The 15339-nt window shown below is 37.7% G+C and carries 18 protein-coding genes, 1 pseudogene and 2 other annotated features; of the genes and pseudogenes, 3 read left to right on the forward strand and 16 right to left on the reverse strand.

Features of this window, described 5'->3' with window-relative positions; translation table 11 throughout:
* Window positions 1–45 precede the first annotated feature (45 nt).
* The 6 genes from C9J29_RS13620 to hmpA form a co-directional block, all read right to left on the reverse strand.
* Entirely contained in the window at window positions 46–441 is a 396-nt protein-coding gene (locus C9J29_RS13620) for a DsrE/DsrF/DrsH-like family protein (RefSeq protein ID WP_089985804.1), read from the reverse strand.
* Between the two features lie 15 nt (window positions 442–456).
* A complete protein-coding gene (locus tag C9J29_RS13625; protein WP_083796477.1) occupies window positions 457–1005 on the reverse strand; it encodes a sulfurtransferase TusA family protein in 549 nt (182 codons plus the stop codon).
* 66 nt (window positions 1006–1071) lie between these two features.
* Window positions 1072–1368, reverse strand: coding sequence for a rhodanese-like domain-containing protein (locus tag C9J29_RS13630; RefSeq protein ID WP_008175246.1), 297 nt, complete (start codon window positions 1366–1368; stop codon window positions 1072–1074).
* Between the two features lie 11 nt (window positions 1369–1379).
* Entirely contained in the window at window positions 1380–1721 is a 342-nt protein-coding gene (locus C9J29_RS13635) for a rhodanese-like domain-containing protein (RefSeq protein ID WP_089985806.1), read from the reverse strand.
* A gap of 42 nt (window positions 1722–1763) precedes the next feature.
* Complete coding sequence (locus tag C9J29_RS13640) at window positions 1764–2024, reverse strand: metal-sensitive transcriptional regulator (RefSeq protein WP_008175248.1); 261 nt, start codon at window positions 2022–2024, stop codon at window positions 1764–1766.
* 182 nt (window positions 2025–2206) lie between these two features.
* Entirely contained in the window at window positions 2207–3373 is a 1167-nt protein-coding gene (hmpA, locus tag C9J29_RS13645) for an NO-inducible flavohemoprotein (RefSeq protein ID WP_089985807.1), read from the reverse strand.
* A gap of 190 nt (window positions 3374–3563) precedes the next feature.
* On the opposite strand from hmpA, the gene C9J29_RS13650 reads away from it, so the two are divergent.
* Entirely contained in the window at window positions 3564–4001 is a 438-nt protein-coding gene (locus C9J29_RS13650; RefSeq protein ID WP_008175250.1) for an Rrf2 family transcriptional regulator, read from the forward strand.
* A gap of 50 nt (window positions 4002–4051) precedes the next feature.
* Here the strand turns inward: C9J29_RS13650 and C9J29_RS13655 are convergent, their stop codons facing one another.
* From C9J29_RS13655 to C9J29_RS13680, 6 genes and pseudogenes are all read right to left on the reverse strand, one after another.
* Complete coding sequence (locus C9J29_RS13655) at window positions 4052–5032, reverse strand: GNAT family N-acetyltransferase (protein WP_008175251.1); 981 nt, start codon at window positions 5030–5032, stop codon at window positions 4052–4054.
* Window positions 5033–5077: 45 nt separating this feature from the next.
* Entirely contained in the window at window positions 5078–5455 is a 378-nt protein-coding gene (locus C9J29_RS13660) for a VOC family protein (protein ID WP_107922319.1), read from the reverse strand.
* Window positions 5452–5889 carry a DUF1801 domain-containing protein gene (locus C9J29_RS13665; RefSeq protein ID WP_164908745.1) on the reverse strand — a complete coding sequence of 146 codons (438 nt, stop codon included), beginning with the start codon at window positions 5887–5889 and terminating at the stop codon, window positions 5452–5454. The genes C9J29_RS13660 and C9J29_RS13665 overlap by 4 nt, the downstream gene beginning before the upstream one ends.
* Before the next feature lie 33 nt (window positions 5890–5922).
* A pseudogene (locus tag C9J29_RS25175) lies at window positions 5923–6078 on the reverse strand (YdeI/OmpD-associated family protein); the annotation flags it as partial.
* 27 nt (window positions 6079–6105) lie between these two features.
* The gene (locus C9J29_RS13675; protein WP_090002062.1) at window positions 6106–6576 is read right to left on the reverse strand and encodes a hypothetical protein; all 471 of its coding nucleotides are present in this window, start codon (window positions 6574–6576) and stop codon (window positions 6106–6108) included.
* A 146-nt stretch (window positions 6577–6722) separates the two neighbouring features.
* Entirely contained in the window at window positions 6723–7217 is a 495-nt protein-coding gene (locus tag C9J29_RS13680) for a DUF1648 domain-containing protein (protein WP_008175259.1), read from the reverse strand.
* Between the two features lie 311 nt (window positions 7218–7528).
* Between C9J29_RS13680 and C9J29_RS13685 the strand changes: the two genes are divergently transcribed.
* Window positions 7529–9223 carry a methyl-accepting chemotaxis protein gene (locus C9J29_RS13685; protein ID WP_089985811.1) on the forward strand — a complete coding sequence of 565 codons (1695 nt, stop codon included), beginning with the start codon at window positions 7529–7531 and terminating at the stop codon, window positions 9221–9223.
* A gap of 65 nt (window positions 9224–9288) precedes the next feature.
* Here C9J29_RS13685 and C9J29_RS13690 read toward each other — a convergent pair whose 3' ends face one another.
* Complete coding sequence (locus tag C9J29_RS13690; RefSeq protein ID WP_164908746.1) at window positions 9289–10038, reverse strand: HAD-IIB family hydrolase; 750 nt, start codon at window positions 10036–10038, stop codon at window positions 9289–9291.
* 197 nt (window positions 10039–10235) lie between these two features.
* Window positions 10236–10474, forward strand: a binding site (T-box leader).
* A gap of 92 nt (window positions 10475–10566) precedes the next feature.
* On the opposite strand from C9J29_RS13690, the gene C9J29_RS13695 reads away from it, so the two are divergent.
* Window positions 10567–12138, forward strand: coding sequence for a 2-isopropylmalate synthase (locus C9J29_RS13695; RefSeq protein ID WP_089985813.1), 1572 nt, complete (start codon window positions 10567–10569; stop codon window positions 12136–12138).
* Between the two features lie 46 nt (window positions 12139–12184).
* Here the strand turns inward: C9J29_RS13695 and metG are convergent, their stop codons facing one another.
* From metG to fosM, 3 genes are all read right to left on the reverse strand, one after another.
* Complete coding sequence (metG, locus tag C9J29_RS13700; RefSeq protein ID WP_107922320.1) at window positions 12185–13819, reverse strand: methionine--tRNA ligase; 1635 nt, start codon at window positions 13817–13819, stop codon at window positions 12185–12187.
* A gap of 57 nt (window positions 13820–13876) precedes the next feature.
* Window positions 13877–14137: a binding site (T-box leader), on the reverse strand.
* A gap of 111 nt (window positions 14138–14248) precedes the next feature.
* Window positions 14249–14896 (reverse strand): HAD hydrolase-like protein, encoded by a 648-nt coding sequence (locus tag C9J29_RS13705; protein ID WP_090002065.1) that lies wholly within the window; start codon window positions 14894–14896, stop codon window positions 14249–14251.
* Window positions 14897–14911: 15 nt separating this feature from the next.
* The gene (fosM, locus tag C9J29_RS13710) at window positions 14912–15337 is read right to left on the reverse strand and encodes a FosM family fosfomycin resistance protein (RefSeq protein ID WP_089985816.1); all 426 of its coding nucleotides are present in this window, start codon (window positions 15335–15337) and stop codon (window positions 14912–14914) included.
* Window positions 15338–15339 lie beyond the last annotated feature (2 nt).

The raw sequence follows: 15339 nt of genomic DNA on the forward strand, positions 1-15339 counted from the left end.
AGCGGAGAGCCTTTAGCCCCTCCGCCTTCCTTGCACAAAAACTCTTTAGAAAGTTAGTGATGGTGCTGCATCTTTTGCAAATTCAAGGAAAGTAACAGCTCCACCCACTTCAATACCATCAATAAAATCATCTGTCGATAAACCCATTACATCCATCGTCATTTGACAAGCAATAAATTTAACACCTAATTCTTGGGATATGTCCACTAGTTGAGGAATGGCAGGAATATTCGCTTTCGCAAACCCTTCTGCATAATGCTCTGCCCCTGCAGGCATTGGTAATGCATGCATCCCTTGCTTATGAATGAGATTCAATCCTTCAAATGTGAAGAAGATTGCTACCTCCTTCTCAGAAGCTGCAGCTGCTGTTGCGATATTAAACACCTTATATGCATCAAATAAACCACCGTTACTTGCAATAATTGCTACCTTGTTTGACATAAAAAATTCCTCCTATTAAATGTTTTTTGTTAATGTACCTTTCCAAGATGTCATTCCTGGTAAAACATTAAAGACCTTTATAAAACCATGTGAAGCTAGCTTCTGCGCAGCCATATCACTACGCTTTCCAGTACGACAAATAACATAAATCTCTTGCTCTTTGTCGAGCTCCAAGAGTCGTGCTTCCAATTCCCCCATCGGGATAGATTTAGCGCCCTCAATATGCCCAAAGGCAAACTCCGCTTCCTCACGTACATCAAGAATTAATCCATGACGATTGTTAATTTGCTCTAGATCAATCGTTGGGTCAAACGAAATTTCTTCTATTTGATCGTTTGTACATTTGCGAATGTAATGCTTGAGCACTCCTTCATTATCTAAAGTGCCAATATATTGGTGTCCTACCGTTTCTGCCCATGCTGCAATATCAGCTTTTGATCCTTTATCTGTCGCAGACACTTCTAAAATTTGACCATCTTCCAGGTCGGCCATTGCTTTTTTCGTTTTCACTATGGGCAAAGGGCAAGAAAGACCCTTGGCATCTAGCTGAAAATCTGCCTTCATCCTCATTACAACCTCCATATACCTATAAGGGTATTATTTTTAGCAAAAAAATATAGCTATAAGCTACTATTGTACTTCGCCCTCCCATGACAACATTCCACCAACCATATTCGAAACATTAAAGCCTTTACCTTCTAATATCTCGGTAGCACGGCCACTACGAGCACCTGATCGGCAAACGATAATATATGGTTCATCCTTATTCAGATCCTGTACGCGGAACTCTAATAAACCAAGTGGAATATGAATAATACCCGGAATATGACCAGTCGCTACTTCATCTACCTCCCTTACATCAATCAAATTCGGCGTTTCGCCCTGCATGATTGCTTGTTCTACTTCTTTTGCTGTAATTTCCTTCATTTTCTTTCCTCCTAATAGGCACTCATTCCACCACGAACATTTGTAATACGCTCAAAGCCTTGCTTTTTCAATTGCTTACATGCCTGACTACTACGCATACCACTTTGGCAAATCACTACCACTTCTTTATCCTTCGGTAGTTTGTCAAAGCTTGACCCGAGAGGCATATTTTTAAACTGCGAGATATGGCGCCCTTTAAATTCGGCTGGCGTGCGTACATCGATAAATATCTTATCCTTATCATTCAGCATATTTTTTAATTGGGCAGTAGAAATCGATTGAACGCCCTTTGTTGGTTTCATTCGCCAAATGAAAAATGCTGCGATAATCGCAATAATGATCCACATTTCCAAGTTATCACCGCTCCTTTTTATACGATAAAGGGTATATAAAAACTATCTGCTTTTCACTACTAAATCCATTGCTTCTCGGATGGCTGAATTCATTTTTTCCGCATTACCTTCAGCAGTAGTGACACAATCTAATAAATTTTCACTAACAATAACTCCTATCGTCCGATCAACTGCTGAACGCACGGCAGATAGCTGTGTAATCACATCCTTACAGTTTTGACCTTCCTCCATCATGCGTAAAATCCCGCGTAATTGACCTTCCATCCGCTTCACTCGATTAGCTGTTTTAGAGTCATAAGCCATTCTGTTCCAGCCCCCTTTCAAAACGATAGATTCAACTTGCTTACGTGATTCATATTATACCCCAATAGGTATATTGTCAACATGAAAGCTTCAACTCTTTTTCTTGAAAGTCTTTATCTGTATTGACTTATACAAAAAAACCCTGCTATGAGCTGTAACTCATAACAGGGATTTCTACGATTTTATTTAGCTAATTGCATGGCTGGTCCGAAGAATTCATAATGAATTTTCTCGTCTTTCACGCCAATTTCTTGTAAATTTTTAATAACTGCTTCCATAAAGCCTACAGGTCCACATACATAAACATCAGCGTTATCAGCTACTCTTTCTGCTAATAATTCTTTTGTAATTTGCTTGTCTTCATCAGAATATAGAGCCGTATACGATGCATTAGGTAACGCATTTACTTTTCCTTGAATATCATCGCTAAACGCTACAACTTTTTCATTGCGTGCGCACTGAATAAAGTTAACTTTATTCGTTGAATCTTCTTTTAGAGATTGTAGCATACTGTTTAATGGTGTTACACCTATACCACCACTCACAAATGTAATAGGAGCAGTTGTTTCTTCTAAAACGAATAATCCTGCTGGCACACTTACATCTACTAAATCTCCAACTTGTAAGTCATCATGAATAAAGTTTGACACTTTACCGTTTGGCGTATGATCACTTTCACGTTTCACTGAAATGCGGTAACCATCTTCTGCGCTTGCTTGTGAAAGTGTGTATTGACGATTCATTAAATACTCTTCACCAGGAACTTTCACGCGGATACTAATATATTGTCCTGGCTCGTAAGATGGTAATGATGAGCCATCTTCATTAACAAAATAAACAGATGTAACTAAGTCGCTTTCTACCACTTTTTTCGCCACTTTTAATGGTCTAAATAGACGCCATCCACCATTATTTTCAGCTTTTTGGTATAACTCTTCTTCTACTTGAATGAAAATATCTGCAATAACGCCATATGCCTCAGCCCATGCATTAATAATATCGTCAGTCGCCGCGTCGCCAAGTACTTCCTTAATCGCTTTTAATAAGTTTTCACCAACAATTGGATAATGCTCAGGTAAAATACCTAAACTACGGTGTTTGTGCGCAATAAGCATGACTGCTGGTAAAATAGCTTCTAAATTTTCAATATGAACTGCCGCAGCATAAACTGTGTTTGCTAAGGCTGTTTGCTGACGACCTTTTTCTTGGTTAGTGTGGTTAAAAATATTTAATAATTCTGGATGAGCTTGAAACATATTTTTGTAAAACGTTTTTGTAATCTCTACACCATGAACTTCTAATACAGGGACTGTTGCCTTAATAATTTGAATAGTTTCTTGTTTTAACATATCGCTTACCATCCTTTCGTGATTACAATATAACGCTTTCATTTTCTTAAAGCAACATGTAAAATACATCTTTAACAAAATGGACATAATTAATGTATTTTAAATACATCTTTAAAAGTGGTTTCAAAATATTATACTTCATTGTAAAAATGCTATAATTACTTTGAATTATAGAAAGTAGGGTGTTCTTATGCGCTTAACTTTATACACAGACTATTCTCTTCGTACACTTATTTACTTAGGTGCAAAAGAAGATGGCCAATTATCAACTATTCAAGAGATTTCAGATGCTTATAATATATCGAAAAACCATTTAATGAAAGTGACGCACCAACTTGGATTGTTAGGCTATATAGAAACAATTCGCGGAAGAGGTGGCGGTATTCGCTTAGCCATCGATCCAAAAACTATCACCATTGGTGAAATTGTTCGTCATACAGAAGAGGATTTTCATTTAGTAGAATGTTTCGATAAAGAGAATAATTTATGTAAAATAGCTCCGGAATGTCAGCTAAAAGGTGTCCTATATGAAGCTTTACAGGCCTACCTAACAGTACTAGATCGCTACACATTAGATGACTTCTTACATTCAAAGGAAAAATTAATGGCCCTCTTGCTAGGTAAATAAAAATACCCGCTCAACGTTTGTTGGACGGGTATTTCTTTTATGAAAAACATCTACAATTGCTTAGTAAAGAAGATCATATCTAATGCACGAATGCCGTTTTCATATATTGGCTCTGGATAGTCGAGAAAGAAATCCTTTTCAATGGTCTCCATGCGAAAACCTGCCTTTTGATAAAAAGCTATATTATCAATACTTGAATTTGCTGTTCCAACTAAAAGCGTTTGATAGCCTTCCTTCTCACAAAATGCCGTAAGCTGTCGCAATACCTCTTTACCTAGCCCTTTCCCTTGGAATTTTGGCACAATCGCAATATTTTTCAACTCAATGGTTGTTTGAGATTGAGGGGTTAATAATGCCACTCCCGCAAGCTGTTCTCCACACTTCACTTCAAATAAGGTACCCTCATCCAAGTATTTTCGGATAGCCTCTTCACTCTCATCAGCAAGTAAAAGCTGTGGTAAAAAGGACTCTCTACTCCCATTTACTTTTTTTAGAGCTGTTCGAAATTGTACAAAATCCTCACGTTCAAAAACATTTAAAACACATGGTTGTTTCTCTTTCGCTTCTAACCATGAATGTTCTTCTGGATAATCTCCTTCCACCCCTAATCGAATAAAGCTCAGCTTTTCCTGTGCCTTTTGTGAACGGATATTCACCTTCCTAGCTCCCGCAAAAACTCGCTTTAGTCCAAGCTCAAAAAAGGCGATATCTAAAATAGCTGTTTTAGCCTCAAGATTATAACCTTTCCCCCAAAATGGATGCCCGAGCCACGAACCGATATGACAACTGTTTTTATGTTGGTCTATAAACATCAATGCGGTCACACCGATTAACTGTCCCTCCTCATTTAAAACAACACGAGGAACGGTCTTCCCTTCTTCTTCATCGATGCATTCACGTTTGATAAAATGAATAGTATCTTCTACTTTACCAACAGGTAGCCCTAGTGCATCTCGAACCTGTGGCATAGAAGACAACTCATGCATGGCCTCGGCATATTTGATATCATGTTTCACTAAAGTTACCGTCATCTTCTAATTCCCCTTTTACTAACATTCTATTGTCGTATTCTATTCTCAACTATACGTTAGTTGCCAGGAGACGCCTAAGCGATCCTGAATCCACGCAAATTTCTTTGAAAACCCATAATGATCAAGTGGCATTAACGCCTGCCCACTTTCCTCTATTTGATTTACTAAATTCTTTATTTCTTCCTCAGATTCACACTCTAGAAAGATAGACGTTGATGGCGTAAACGAAAAGTTATGTTGAATAACACTATCATTCACCATTAATTTTAACCCCTTTAATTGTAGGGTGGCCATCGCTACCTGCTGAGAATTTCCCATATATTCTATCTGTATAACTTCTAAATCTGTAAACCATTGCTGATATTGTTCAATCGCTTCATGCGCTTGTCCTTGAAACATTAAAAAAGTTGTCGCGCTTTTCATCTATTTTTCGCTCCCTCATAATGTGAAATCCACTCTGCTGGTGTCATTTTTGCAACAAGCTCACTAATTAAATCAAAGGGAATATGCTTCGTGCTTGTAAAACGAATACAACTTTTCCCCATATTTAATTTTGTTGGTACTCGCCTCGCATATTCCTCCTGAAACCAAGAAAGTAATGCTTGGTCTGCATATATACCCATGTGGTAGAGCGCAATATGACGTTTTTGAGCTGCAAGACTAATAAAAGGTAATGGCGTATTTGGCGTCACATGATAGCCACTTGGATACGTTTCTAATGGCACAACATAGCTAACCATGTCATATTGCATAGTTTGTTCAAAACCCTCTGGCAAATTGGCTTCTAAAACATCTACAAGCTTACTAAAGGCATCACGCCATTTTTCCTCTACTTGCTCCATATATATGCTCTTCATACCTTGCCTCACTTCGTCGTTATTTTCCCTACTTCACTCATTTATTTGTGCCTTGTGATACAATTCCTTTGCTTTATAGCCTAGTGGAATAATTTGACGCATCTCCTGTAAGCGAGCTTCTTGTGTTTCTAACTTTTTTGCACTATAAATATAACGTGCCCAATCCCTTTGATATCCCGGAGTGAGTCCATCATAAAAGGCTAAGTCATCCTGACTTTAGGAAAGTAAGTCCCGCAATGGAGGGATCATACTCTCATAGTCACTCACACATTGACTAATGGCTGTTATTTTCTTGCCTCTTCCTTTACCATCTCTCTTAATACTTAAGATTGAAAATGTTTCATCTAATGACATCAGGCTAGAAAATTTTAAATCACTACCATCCATATACTTTTCCTCGTCCACATGGATCGCCGGAAAAATCTCATCTCGGTGAATAAACTGTTCATATTTTTTATTACCCTTTTTAGGATAAACAAAAAATAAATAGCCCAGCTCCACTAGACTATTATCTTTTAACACTTTTTGTAAATAAGTTACCATGGCATCTATGGAAAACGCAAAAGAAATAATACGGTCATAAGGTGCCTCTCCAGAATGAAACACTCCATCTAATATCGAATCAAGCGGCTGATTATGGATGGCAATGGATACATCATCCTTTAGTTTAAATTTCTTTTGCATCATTTAAACACCTCTTCTCCCACTCATTTTTAGCTACTAAAAAACAGCTCATACATTTGGAGCTTAGTTTTGATAGTATACTGAATAAATGAGAGCTTGGGAACAAAAAATAAACGCTCGAAAATATCTCAAGCGTTTACGGTTCGGCTTTATTTTATTTTGCGAGTAACTATTATGCCTTTAATAATCGGTATAAAGATTCCAATTACGACAATTGGCAAGAACCACCATCCTATGGAAGTAGTCTCTCCAAGAGCAATGCGAATCATTTGGAATGATATAACTGCGAATAAAATAAGACAGAAGTTTTTTACTTCGTTTAACATTTTTCTGCTATTTAAATAAAATGCTTCTACATTTTGTTCATTCAAACGAGCTGGAAAGTTATACATATGTGGGACTTTCTCTAAAAGACTCATGATTATCCATAGAAACACACCTATAAACGGAAGAATAATGAGCTCAATTTTTGAACCCCACCGATCAATCTCTCCCTTACCATTAAAATGAACAGGAATTTCTTCAGGCAATTTCCCCCACATTACTGCAATATAAAAGATAGATAATAGGAATATGATAACTCCAATATAATCCCAGACCTTTTCAGACCTTGTTTTAGGGATTTTTAAAATAGGTCTATACACTTCGCACCACCTCAGTTCATCTTCATACGTAATTTACGTTTTGCCTACTCTATAAGTTTCAAAATTTATGAATATTGGCTTAATATTCAGTACAAAGAATTAACTTTCGCTTTATTTCTAGCATATTTTAGCGGTAAATGTCTTTTTTTTATTACTTCTATCACGAGTTTCTGTCACCTTTAAACTAATTATTACAGTAAAAATACTCATAATACTTTGTAAAATTCATATTTTCTGATATAAATGATATATATACATATTTCATTAATTTGTAACATTTCTACTAAATACTGAGAAAGGAAATTTCATCTATGCGATTTACTATCTACAAGAAATTATTACTCGGTTTTTTTATAGTTATTTTAGTTCTAGTTGCTACTATCGGCTTAAATATAAAGCAGCTTGATTCAGTGAACAAAACTTATCGTACATTATTGGAGGAGCAAACAACTAAATCTATCGCTATTCAGGAATTACGCGTTATTGCCAAACAAGAGATTGTTAGTTTGCGTGGCTATTTACTGCTTGGAGATAAACAGAATCTTCAAAGCAATCAAGACTCTCGAACAGAATTTAAACAAAAATCTGAAGAGCTAATGTCATCTTTGACGACCGAAAAATCCATTAAATTTCTAGAAGCTATTAATAAAAGCGAGCAAAATGTTCAACAGTTTGCGGACCGCATGTTTGAGTTAAAGGCTTCAGGTGAAACGGAAAAGTATGAAAAGCTTGATAGTACACAGGGGCGTCTAATTATTAAACAATTTGATGAACGCGTTGAAAACCTTTCCGATTATCAAAATGAGTATATTGAAGGAAAAATTGCTGCTACATCGAAACAAATTCAAGCTATTAAGTTCCAAATGTTAATTCTTGGAGTCTTTGCTGTTGTCATAAGTCTGATAATTGCAATGGTTGTTGGTAGTCTAATGTCTCGTCCAATTAACGGCATGGCTAAAGCTGCTAAAAAAATAGCTGAGGGTGACTTAACGGCTGAACAGATTCGTATCAAAAATCGTGATGAAGTGGGTGATTTAGCCCAAGCATTCAATCAAATGGCCGTTAATTTGAAAGATTTAATTACAAATGTACGCCATAACACTGTACAAGTTAGTGGCTCTGCCGCTGAGTTAACAGCAAGTGCTGACCAAACCATTCAAGCGACTGAGCAGATCACTTCTTCGATTCAAGAAGTGGCTAGTGGCTCTGAAGCTCAAGGTAAAAATGCTACAGAAAGCTCCGAAGCGATGAAGAATATGACAAAGGGCATACAGCAATTAGCATCTACTACGGCGGCGGTTTCTGAACTGGCATTGGAAACGAATTCAGAGGCTCAAAAAGGCAATGAATCATTACATCGAGTGATTTCACAAATGACTACCATTAACACTGCTGTATTAGAATCAGCAAGCGTTGTGAAAAATTTAGACGGGCATTCTATAGAAATTGGTAACATTATTGGCATTATTACAGATATTGCAGAGCAGACAAATTTACTAGCGCTCAATGCCGCTATCGAGGCAGCTCGTGCAGGCGATCATGGGCGGGGCTTTGCTGTCGTGGCAGACGAGGTGAAAAAGTTAGCAGAGCAATCCAAAAAATCTGCAGAGCAAATTGCTACGTTGATTGCAGAAATTCAACAAGATACAAACCGTGCTGTGACGGTGATGGATACTGGTACACAAGAAGTACAAATTGGGATGCAAGTGGTACAGGTAGCTGAAGAAGGCTTCTCTAAAATTATGGAGCTTATTGAACAAGTGTCCATGCAAATCCAAGAAGCTACAACAGTTTCGGAAGAAATGTCATCCAGTGCAGAACAAATTTATGCTTCCTTCGATGAAATAGCAACAATCGCGCAAATGTCTTCTAGTAATTTACAAAATGTCGCTTCTGCCTCTGAGGAACAGTTAGCAACTATCGAAGAAGTCGCTGCTTCAGCAGCAACACTTTCAAATATGGCAGAGGAGCTTCAAACAGAAGTCTCTCGCTTTAAATTAGAATAAATGAAAACTGCTCGGATTCCCTCTAGGAAACGAGCAGTTTTTTCTATATATGTATAGGCCTTTACTCACTTATATTTATCGCTTAAATGACTGAGCATTTCTATAATGGCTGCTTCCTCACTAGGTACTTGCAACGTAGCCCAATCACCAACCTGATGATTCCCTACACAAACACTTTCCTTTGCCTTCAAGAACATCGAGACATCGTTTGCATCATTTCCAAAAGCAATATACTCCCCCTCGATGACACCTAATTTAGTTAGGCCATTCCACTTATCAATACCATTAGGGCTTATATCTATAATATTTTCTGATGCATGTTCATAAAGAGTAACAGCAAGCTGTTGTAGCTCAAATAACACTGCATCTCTATTCTCCCCCGGAAATAAAACAACTTTTACAATATCATGAAGATCTTGCAACGCTACTTTTTTAGCTATTTTTAGAGGATCTAGATTTTGATAAATGGGATGCGCTTCACTGCCTGTATACGCATAATCCCACTGACTATCTACTAGGTAGGGTAATTGAAATGCTGTAATGATCTGTCGAAGCGCCCCTACTATCTCCGTCTCAAATGCTGCAACCTCCTTCGTTACTCCATTACAAGCGACGAATGCTCCATTTCCACCTACCATCGGAAATTCTCGCATCTTCTCAGGCAATACAGGTAATAGATCACGTATTGGTCTAGCAGAAGCAAAAATAACTTCATGCCCACTTTGTCTACATGCCTCTAACGCATTGATAATACCCCCACTCAAAGGCTTCCCTTTAAAGCAAATTGTACCGTCTAAATCAAAGACAAATTTCATAGTTCTTCCTACCTCTCCTACGTTCATTCACAATTTTTATTATCTCACAGAAATGACTATTTTTAGTGGACGTTTATTTATTTCACAACTATCAAATATTTAACAGAACAAACAATACTTTAGACAGAATTAAAAAAAAATTTAGAAAATTATTGACAGGCTATTAATATCCACGTAATATTGCTTTCAACAACACATTGCAGGCCAAGATTGGAAATAGTAAAAATGGTGATGTACTTGTAGAGAGCCGATGGTTGGTGAAAATCGGTAGACACACATTTTGAACTCGTCCATGAGCTACTCCCTGAATAGTCTAGTAAGGGATGTCGGTTTCCTCCGTTAACAGGATAGACAGTGATAGCTGTCGATAAGGGGACTTTTTCTGTACAGAGAAGGTCAATTAGAGTGGTACCGCGAGCATAAACTCGTCTCTATTTTTAAATAGAGATGGGTTTTTTTATTTTTTAATGAATCATTGGCCTACGTGTAGATTTTAAATACAGATAACTACAAGAGGAGTGTTAAAAAATGGGAAGAAAAATTTGGGTATTTGATACAACATTACGTGATGGTGAACAGGTGCCAGGAGCCAAGCTAAATTTATATGAAAAAGTAGAAATAGCACAGCAACTGAAAAAATTAGGTGTGGATATTATCGAAGCCGGATTCCCCGCTTCATCACAGGGGGATTTTGATGCTGTCAAAGCTGTAGCTGAGAAGGTCGGTACCACTAGCGATATTATGATTACAGCATTAGCACGTGCAGTAAAGGCAGATATTGATGCCGTCTATAATGCTGTGAAATACGCTGAAAATCCAATGATTCACATGGTTCTTGGGACATCCGATATACATGTGGAGAAAAAATTCAGTAAATCCAAAGATCAAATTCTGCAAATTGGTGTAGATGCTGTAAAGTATGCGAAAACTCTATTGCCACAGGTTCAATATTCTACTGAGGATGCGTCTCGTTCAGACTTTGAGTATCTTTGGAAAACGATTGAAGCTGTTATGCGAGCTGGTGCAACTATGATTAACGTTCCTGATACAGTCGGTTTTGCAGAACCAGAAGAGTTCGGTGAGATGATCTTTAAATTAAACAACCGTATGAAAAACTTAGATGATAGCGTTCTTCTTAGTGTTCATTGCCACAATGACCTTGGAATGGCAACAGCTAATACGCTTGCCGCGATAAAAAATGGTGCCGATAAAGTAGAATGTACAATTAATGGTATCGGTGAACGCGCAGGAAATGCGGCATTAGAAGAAGTCGTTATGGCGCTAAAAACGCGTAGCACTATCTACAATGCTGATACACGTATTAACACAAAAGAAATTATGAATACATCACGACTTGTATCTAGTTTTATGGGCTTAGATGTTCAAGTTAATAAGGCTATTACTGGAGATAATGCTTTTGCCCATTCATCGGGTATCCATCAGGACGGATTACTAAAATCCCGTGATGCCTATGAAATTGTGCATCCAGAAGACGTAGGTCTTGATGATATGGAGCTAGTACTGACAGCACGTTCTGGCCGACATGCCGTGAAAAATGCTCTTGAAAAATTAGGGTTTTCGAATCTTTCTACAGATGAATTCGAGGGAATCTTCGAAGGCTTCTTAAAGCTAGCGGATGCCAAAAAAGAAGTATACGATCATGATTTATACGTGATCGTTGAAAGCTATTATGAGAAACATGATGCTTCTCACAAGAATGCCACACATTATAGTGATCAATTCTTTGATATCGAAGATCTACAAGTCGTCAGCAATACAAGCTTCCCTTCTGCGAGCGTTAAAGTGCGGAAAGGTAATGAAGTATTGAAGGCTAGCGCAGTTGGCTCAGGCCCAATTGATGCTCTCTATTCTGCCATTGCCGAAATTACAAGCATGGATGTAAAACTAGTGGAATATAATATCAATAGTGTTTCGCGTGGCAAAGAGGCGCTAGGAAAAGTAAAAATCACGATTGAGCATGAAGGTGAAAAGTATATGGCTAAAGCTGCAGATACTGACATACTAAAAGCAAGTGCTCTAGCCTATATTAATGCCATCAATAGCATTGTGGTTGCCAAATTGACACCTGTCATGAATTAAAACAAAAGAAGCAGTATGGTCCATTAGCCATACTGCTTTTTCAATGCTAGCGACTATCTCTTACTAACTTTTGATATTCTTCTTCTATTAGTTCGATATCCAGTCGTTCAAACAAAGGTGTTACGCCTTGAATGGTTTTAGGTAACTCTACTTGTTCATGCCACATCATTTCATCTATACCTAGCATATTTCTTACTTTCTCTGCTGAAAACGGTAGGAATGGATGTAGTAATTGTCCGAGATTGGCAATGATATAGACGCAGGTTGCAAGTGTGCAATTGCCCGCCTCCACATGTTCTTTTACTTGTAACCATGGCTGCTGTTCATCGAAGTAACGATTAGCGCCACGAATATACTCAAAAATGGACTCTAATGCTTGCTTGAAATGGCCACCCTCAATAAGAATACCCACTTCATTAAATAGCTGAATAGTTTGTTTGCGAATAGTACTATCCACTTCAGCCTGAGGTACTTGATTAGCAAAGGATTTCTCTATAAATTTCAATGTTCGGTTCACAAAATTACCATAGGCACCAAGTAATTCACCATTATGGCTGTAAATAAATTCTCGCCATGAAAAATCAGTATCTCGATTTTCTGGTGCATTAGTCGTTAAAAAATAGCGAATAGAGTCAGCATCATAAGGACTTAAAATATACGGAACCCATACAGCCCAGTTTTGACTCGTCGATAATTTGCGTTTTTCTAATGTTAAATATTCATTAGATACGATATGTGTCGGCAAAGCTTTCGCACCTAGTCCCATTAAAATAGCTGGCCAAATAACTGTGTGGAATGGGATATTATCCTTTCCATGGACATAGTATGAAATGGTTTCTTCATTCCATAAATCTTCAATCGCCATATGATGTTGCTTTGCCCATTCTAGGCTAGCCGTTAAATAACCTGCAACTGCTTCAATCCACACATATATTTTTTTACCCTCAAAGCCAGGAACTGGAACATCTATTCCATTTGGCAAATCTCTCGTTACTGCTCGGTCAGGAACGCCCTCTGCTAAGTAGCGCTCTGTCAATCTTAAAGCATTGTCCCTCCAACGTTTTTCTGCCTTTGCCTCGGATAAAAAGATCTCTAATCTCCCTTGAAATTGACTAAAGGTAAAATAAAAATGTTCTGTCTCTCGAATGACTGGCTCATTCCCACATATTTTACAGCTCTTATCGATTAAATCCAATGGGTCTAAAATTTCCGAGCAGTTATCACATTGGTCTCCTCTCGCCTTTGCACCACAATTTGGGCATATGCCCTCTACAAATCGATCCGGCAAAAATTGCTGATCTGCCTCACAGTAAGCCTGTTCAATTTTCTTTTTATATAAAAAATTGTTGGCAAGTAGCTGTAAAAATAAGCCTTTAACGGATTCATGATGGTGCTCTGCGTCTGTTCTTGTGTATAAATCATAAGTAAATCCTAGCTCATTAAAACATTTTGTAAATTCTTCATGATAATGATTAGCAATCGCCTCGGTTGTTGTGTTTTCCTGTGCTGCACGTATAGAAATGGGTGTACCATTACAGTCACTACCCGATACGTATAATACTTGCTCACCTTTTTGACGGTAATATCTAGCCAAAATATCACCTGGTAATAGTGCGGCTACATGTCCTAAATGCAAAGAGCCATTTGCATACGGCCAAGCGCCTCCAATAACAATACTCATTCTAAATTGCTCCCCTCACATAAAAAAATGGTAAAAAAAATCGCCCTAATCAAATCTGATTAGGACGAGTCTACCCGTGTTACCACCTATATTTACAAATAGCTCACACTATTTGCCTCATTCAGTACGTCTTTTTTTAAATATGAGATACTGCCGCCGTTGTAACGAGTGCCCATCTCGTCGTAATCTACTTGCTAAAAAGCTTTCGGTACGAAGCTCAAAGGTCATTTTCAAAAGGATTCATTTACCTCATTTCCACCAACAGAGGCTCTCTACAAAATGCTGTTCCTATTTACTTTTCCTTTTCAATGCATTATCTATAGGATTGGCACTATTCTACGCTTTATTGCGATGAAATGCAATAATTGTCGTTAAGGTCGCTTCCATTTTTTCAAAACGCTCACTCATATGTTAATGTGTTTATCATGATTAGCCTATTTCTATGTTTAATAACTCCGTTAAATCATCTATTACAATATGTGCCTGTTGCAATTCATGATCCTGAGCAAAGTCAAAACGAACACCTATTGAGAGTAGCTCATTATCGTGGGCAGCTTGAATATCGGATGAACGATCTCCAACTACCGCCCCGTCCTGAATCCCATTGTCTTGCATTACTTTTTTAACTAAATCTGATTTATGTCCGCTTGCAATGGATTGAATGCTGTAAGTCCCCTTTATAAATTGCTCTAATTGATAGGTTTCAACAATTGCCTGTAAATAGTCAACCTGTCCATTACTCGCTATGTATAACGGATAGCTTTTCGACAATGTAGCAAGGGTTTGCTCAGCATGTGGATAAAGCGCACCTTTACGACTACGGATTTGGTCGGTCAACTCTACATGAAATAGCACATTGCTCTCCTCACGTATGTCTACTGAATGCATTGGACATAAAGTCTCCCATACAACCGGTAAAGGAACGCCCATAATTTCACGGTATTTTTCAATAGGTGTTTCTCCCTGCCATAAGCCCTTTGTACGCAACACATCAAATGTGGCATCCAGCGCAGGTTCTAAAATAAGATTTGTTTGAAATAAAGTGCCATCCATATCAAAAATAAAAGCTTTCGTCACAAAATCACTCCTTGATTAATGATTAAAAAACTCCATATGTAACTTTTCCTTCTTATAATAATCCAAACGATCTTGTAAAGTCCCCGTATGGAATTCAAACTTATGTCCATCAGGATCGGTAAAATAAATTGATTTTTTATCTCTTTCATCTCTTTGTCGGCCATCTAAAATATGAACCTTCAATTGTACCAATTTATCATACATTTTATCGAACTCATCCTCAGAGATCGTGAAAGCGATATGTGTATAGGAATATTGAATGTCATTGCGCGGTATATCTTTTTCAACATTGAGGGCAAGCCACAGCCCATTTACATCAAAATAGGCTGTGCTGTTTCCCTTTACAAGTAACTTGGCATCGAAAACATTTTCATAAAATGCAATAGATTGCTCTAGATCAGACACTGAAAATAGTAGATGATTTATGCTTTGTATGGTCATAT

Source organism: Lysinibacillus fusiformis (assembly GCF_003049525.1).
GTDB classification, from domain to species: Bacteria; Bacillota; Bacilli; order Bacillales_A; family Planococcaceae; genus Lysinibacillus; species Lysinibacillus fusiformis.

Excerpts from the sequence above, each read along its gene's own strand:
- C9J29_RS13620 (WP_089985804.1), bottom strand. The coding sequence starts at position 441 with ATGTCAAACAAGGTAGCAATTATTGCAAGTAACGGTGGTTTATTTGAT.
- C9J29_RS13625 (WP_083796477.1), bottom strand. The coding sequence starts at position 1,005 with ATGAAGGCAGATTTTCAGCTAGATGCCAAGGGTCTTTCTTGCCCTTTG.
- C9J29_RS13630 (WP_008175246.1), bottom strand. The coding sequence starts at position 1,368 with ATGAAGGAAATTACAGCAAAAGAAGTAGAACAAGCAATCATGCAGGGC.
- C9J29_RS13640 (WP_008175248.1), bottom strand. The coding sequence starts at position 2,024 with ATGGCTTATGACTCTAAAACAGCTAATCGAGTGAAGCGGATGGAAGGT.
- hmpA (WP_089985807.1), bottom strand. The coding sequence starts at position 3,373 with ATGTTAAAACAAGAAACTATTCAAATTATTAAGGCAACAGTCCCTGTA.
- C9J29_RS13650 (WP_008175250.1), top strand. The coding sequence starts at position 3,564 with ATGCGCTTAACTTTATACACAGACTATTCTCTTCGTACACTTATTTAC.
- C9J29_RS13655 (WP_008175251.1), bottom strand. The coding sequence starts at position 5,032 with ATGACGGTAACTTTAGTGAAACATGATATCAAATATGCCGAGGCCATG.
- C9J29_RS13660 (WP_107922319.1), bottom strand. The coding sequence starts at position 5,455 with ATGAAAAGCGCGACAACTTTTTTAATGTTTCAAGGACAAGCGCATGAA.
- C9J29_RS13665 (WP_164908745.1), bottom strand. The coding sequence starts at position 5,889 with ATGAAGAGCATATATATGGAGCAAGTAGAGGAAAAATGGCGTGATGCC.
- C9J29_RS13675 (WP_090002062.1), bottom strand. The coding sequence starts at position 6,576 with ATGATGCAAAAGAAATTTAAACTAAAGGATGATGTATCCATTGCCATC.
- C9J29_RS13685 (WP_089985811.1), top strand. The coding sequence starts at position 7,529 with ATGCGATTTACTATCTACAAGAAATTATTACTCGGTTTTTTTATAGTT.
- C9J29_RS13690 (WP_164908746.1), bottom strand. The coding sequence starts at position 10,038 with ATGAAATTTGTCTTTGATTTAGACGGTACAATTTGCTTTAAAGGGAAG.
- C9J29_RS13695 (WP_089985813.1), top strand. The coding sequence starts at position 10,567 with ATGGGAAGAAAAATTTGGGTATTTGATACAACATTACGTGATGGTGAA.
- metG (WP_107922320.1), bottom strand. The coding sequence starts at position 13,819 with ATGAGTATTGTTATTGGAGGCGCTTGGCCGTATGCAAATGGCTCTTTG.
- fosM (WP_089985816.1), bottom strand. The coding sequence starts at position 15,337 with ATGACCATACAAAGCATAAATCATCTACTATTTTCAGTGTCTGATCTA.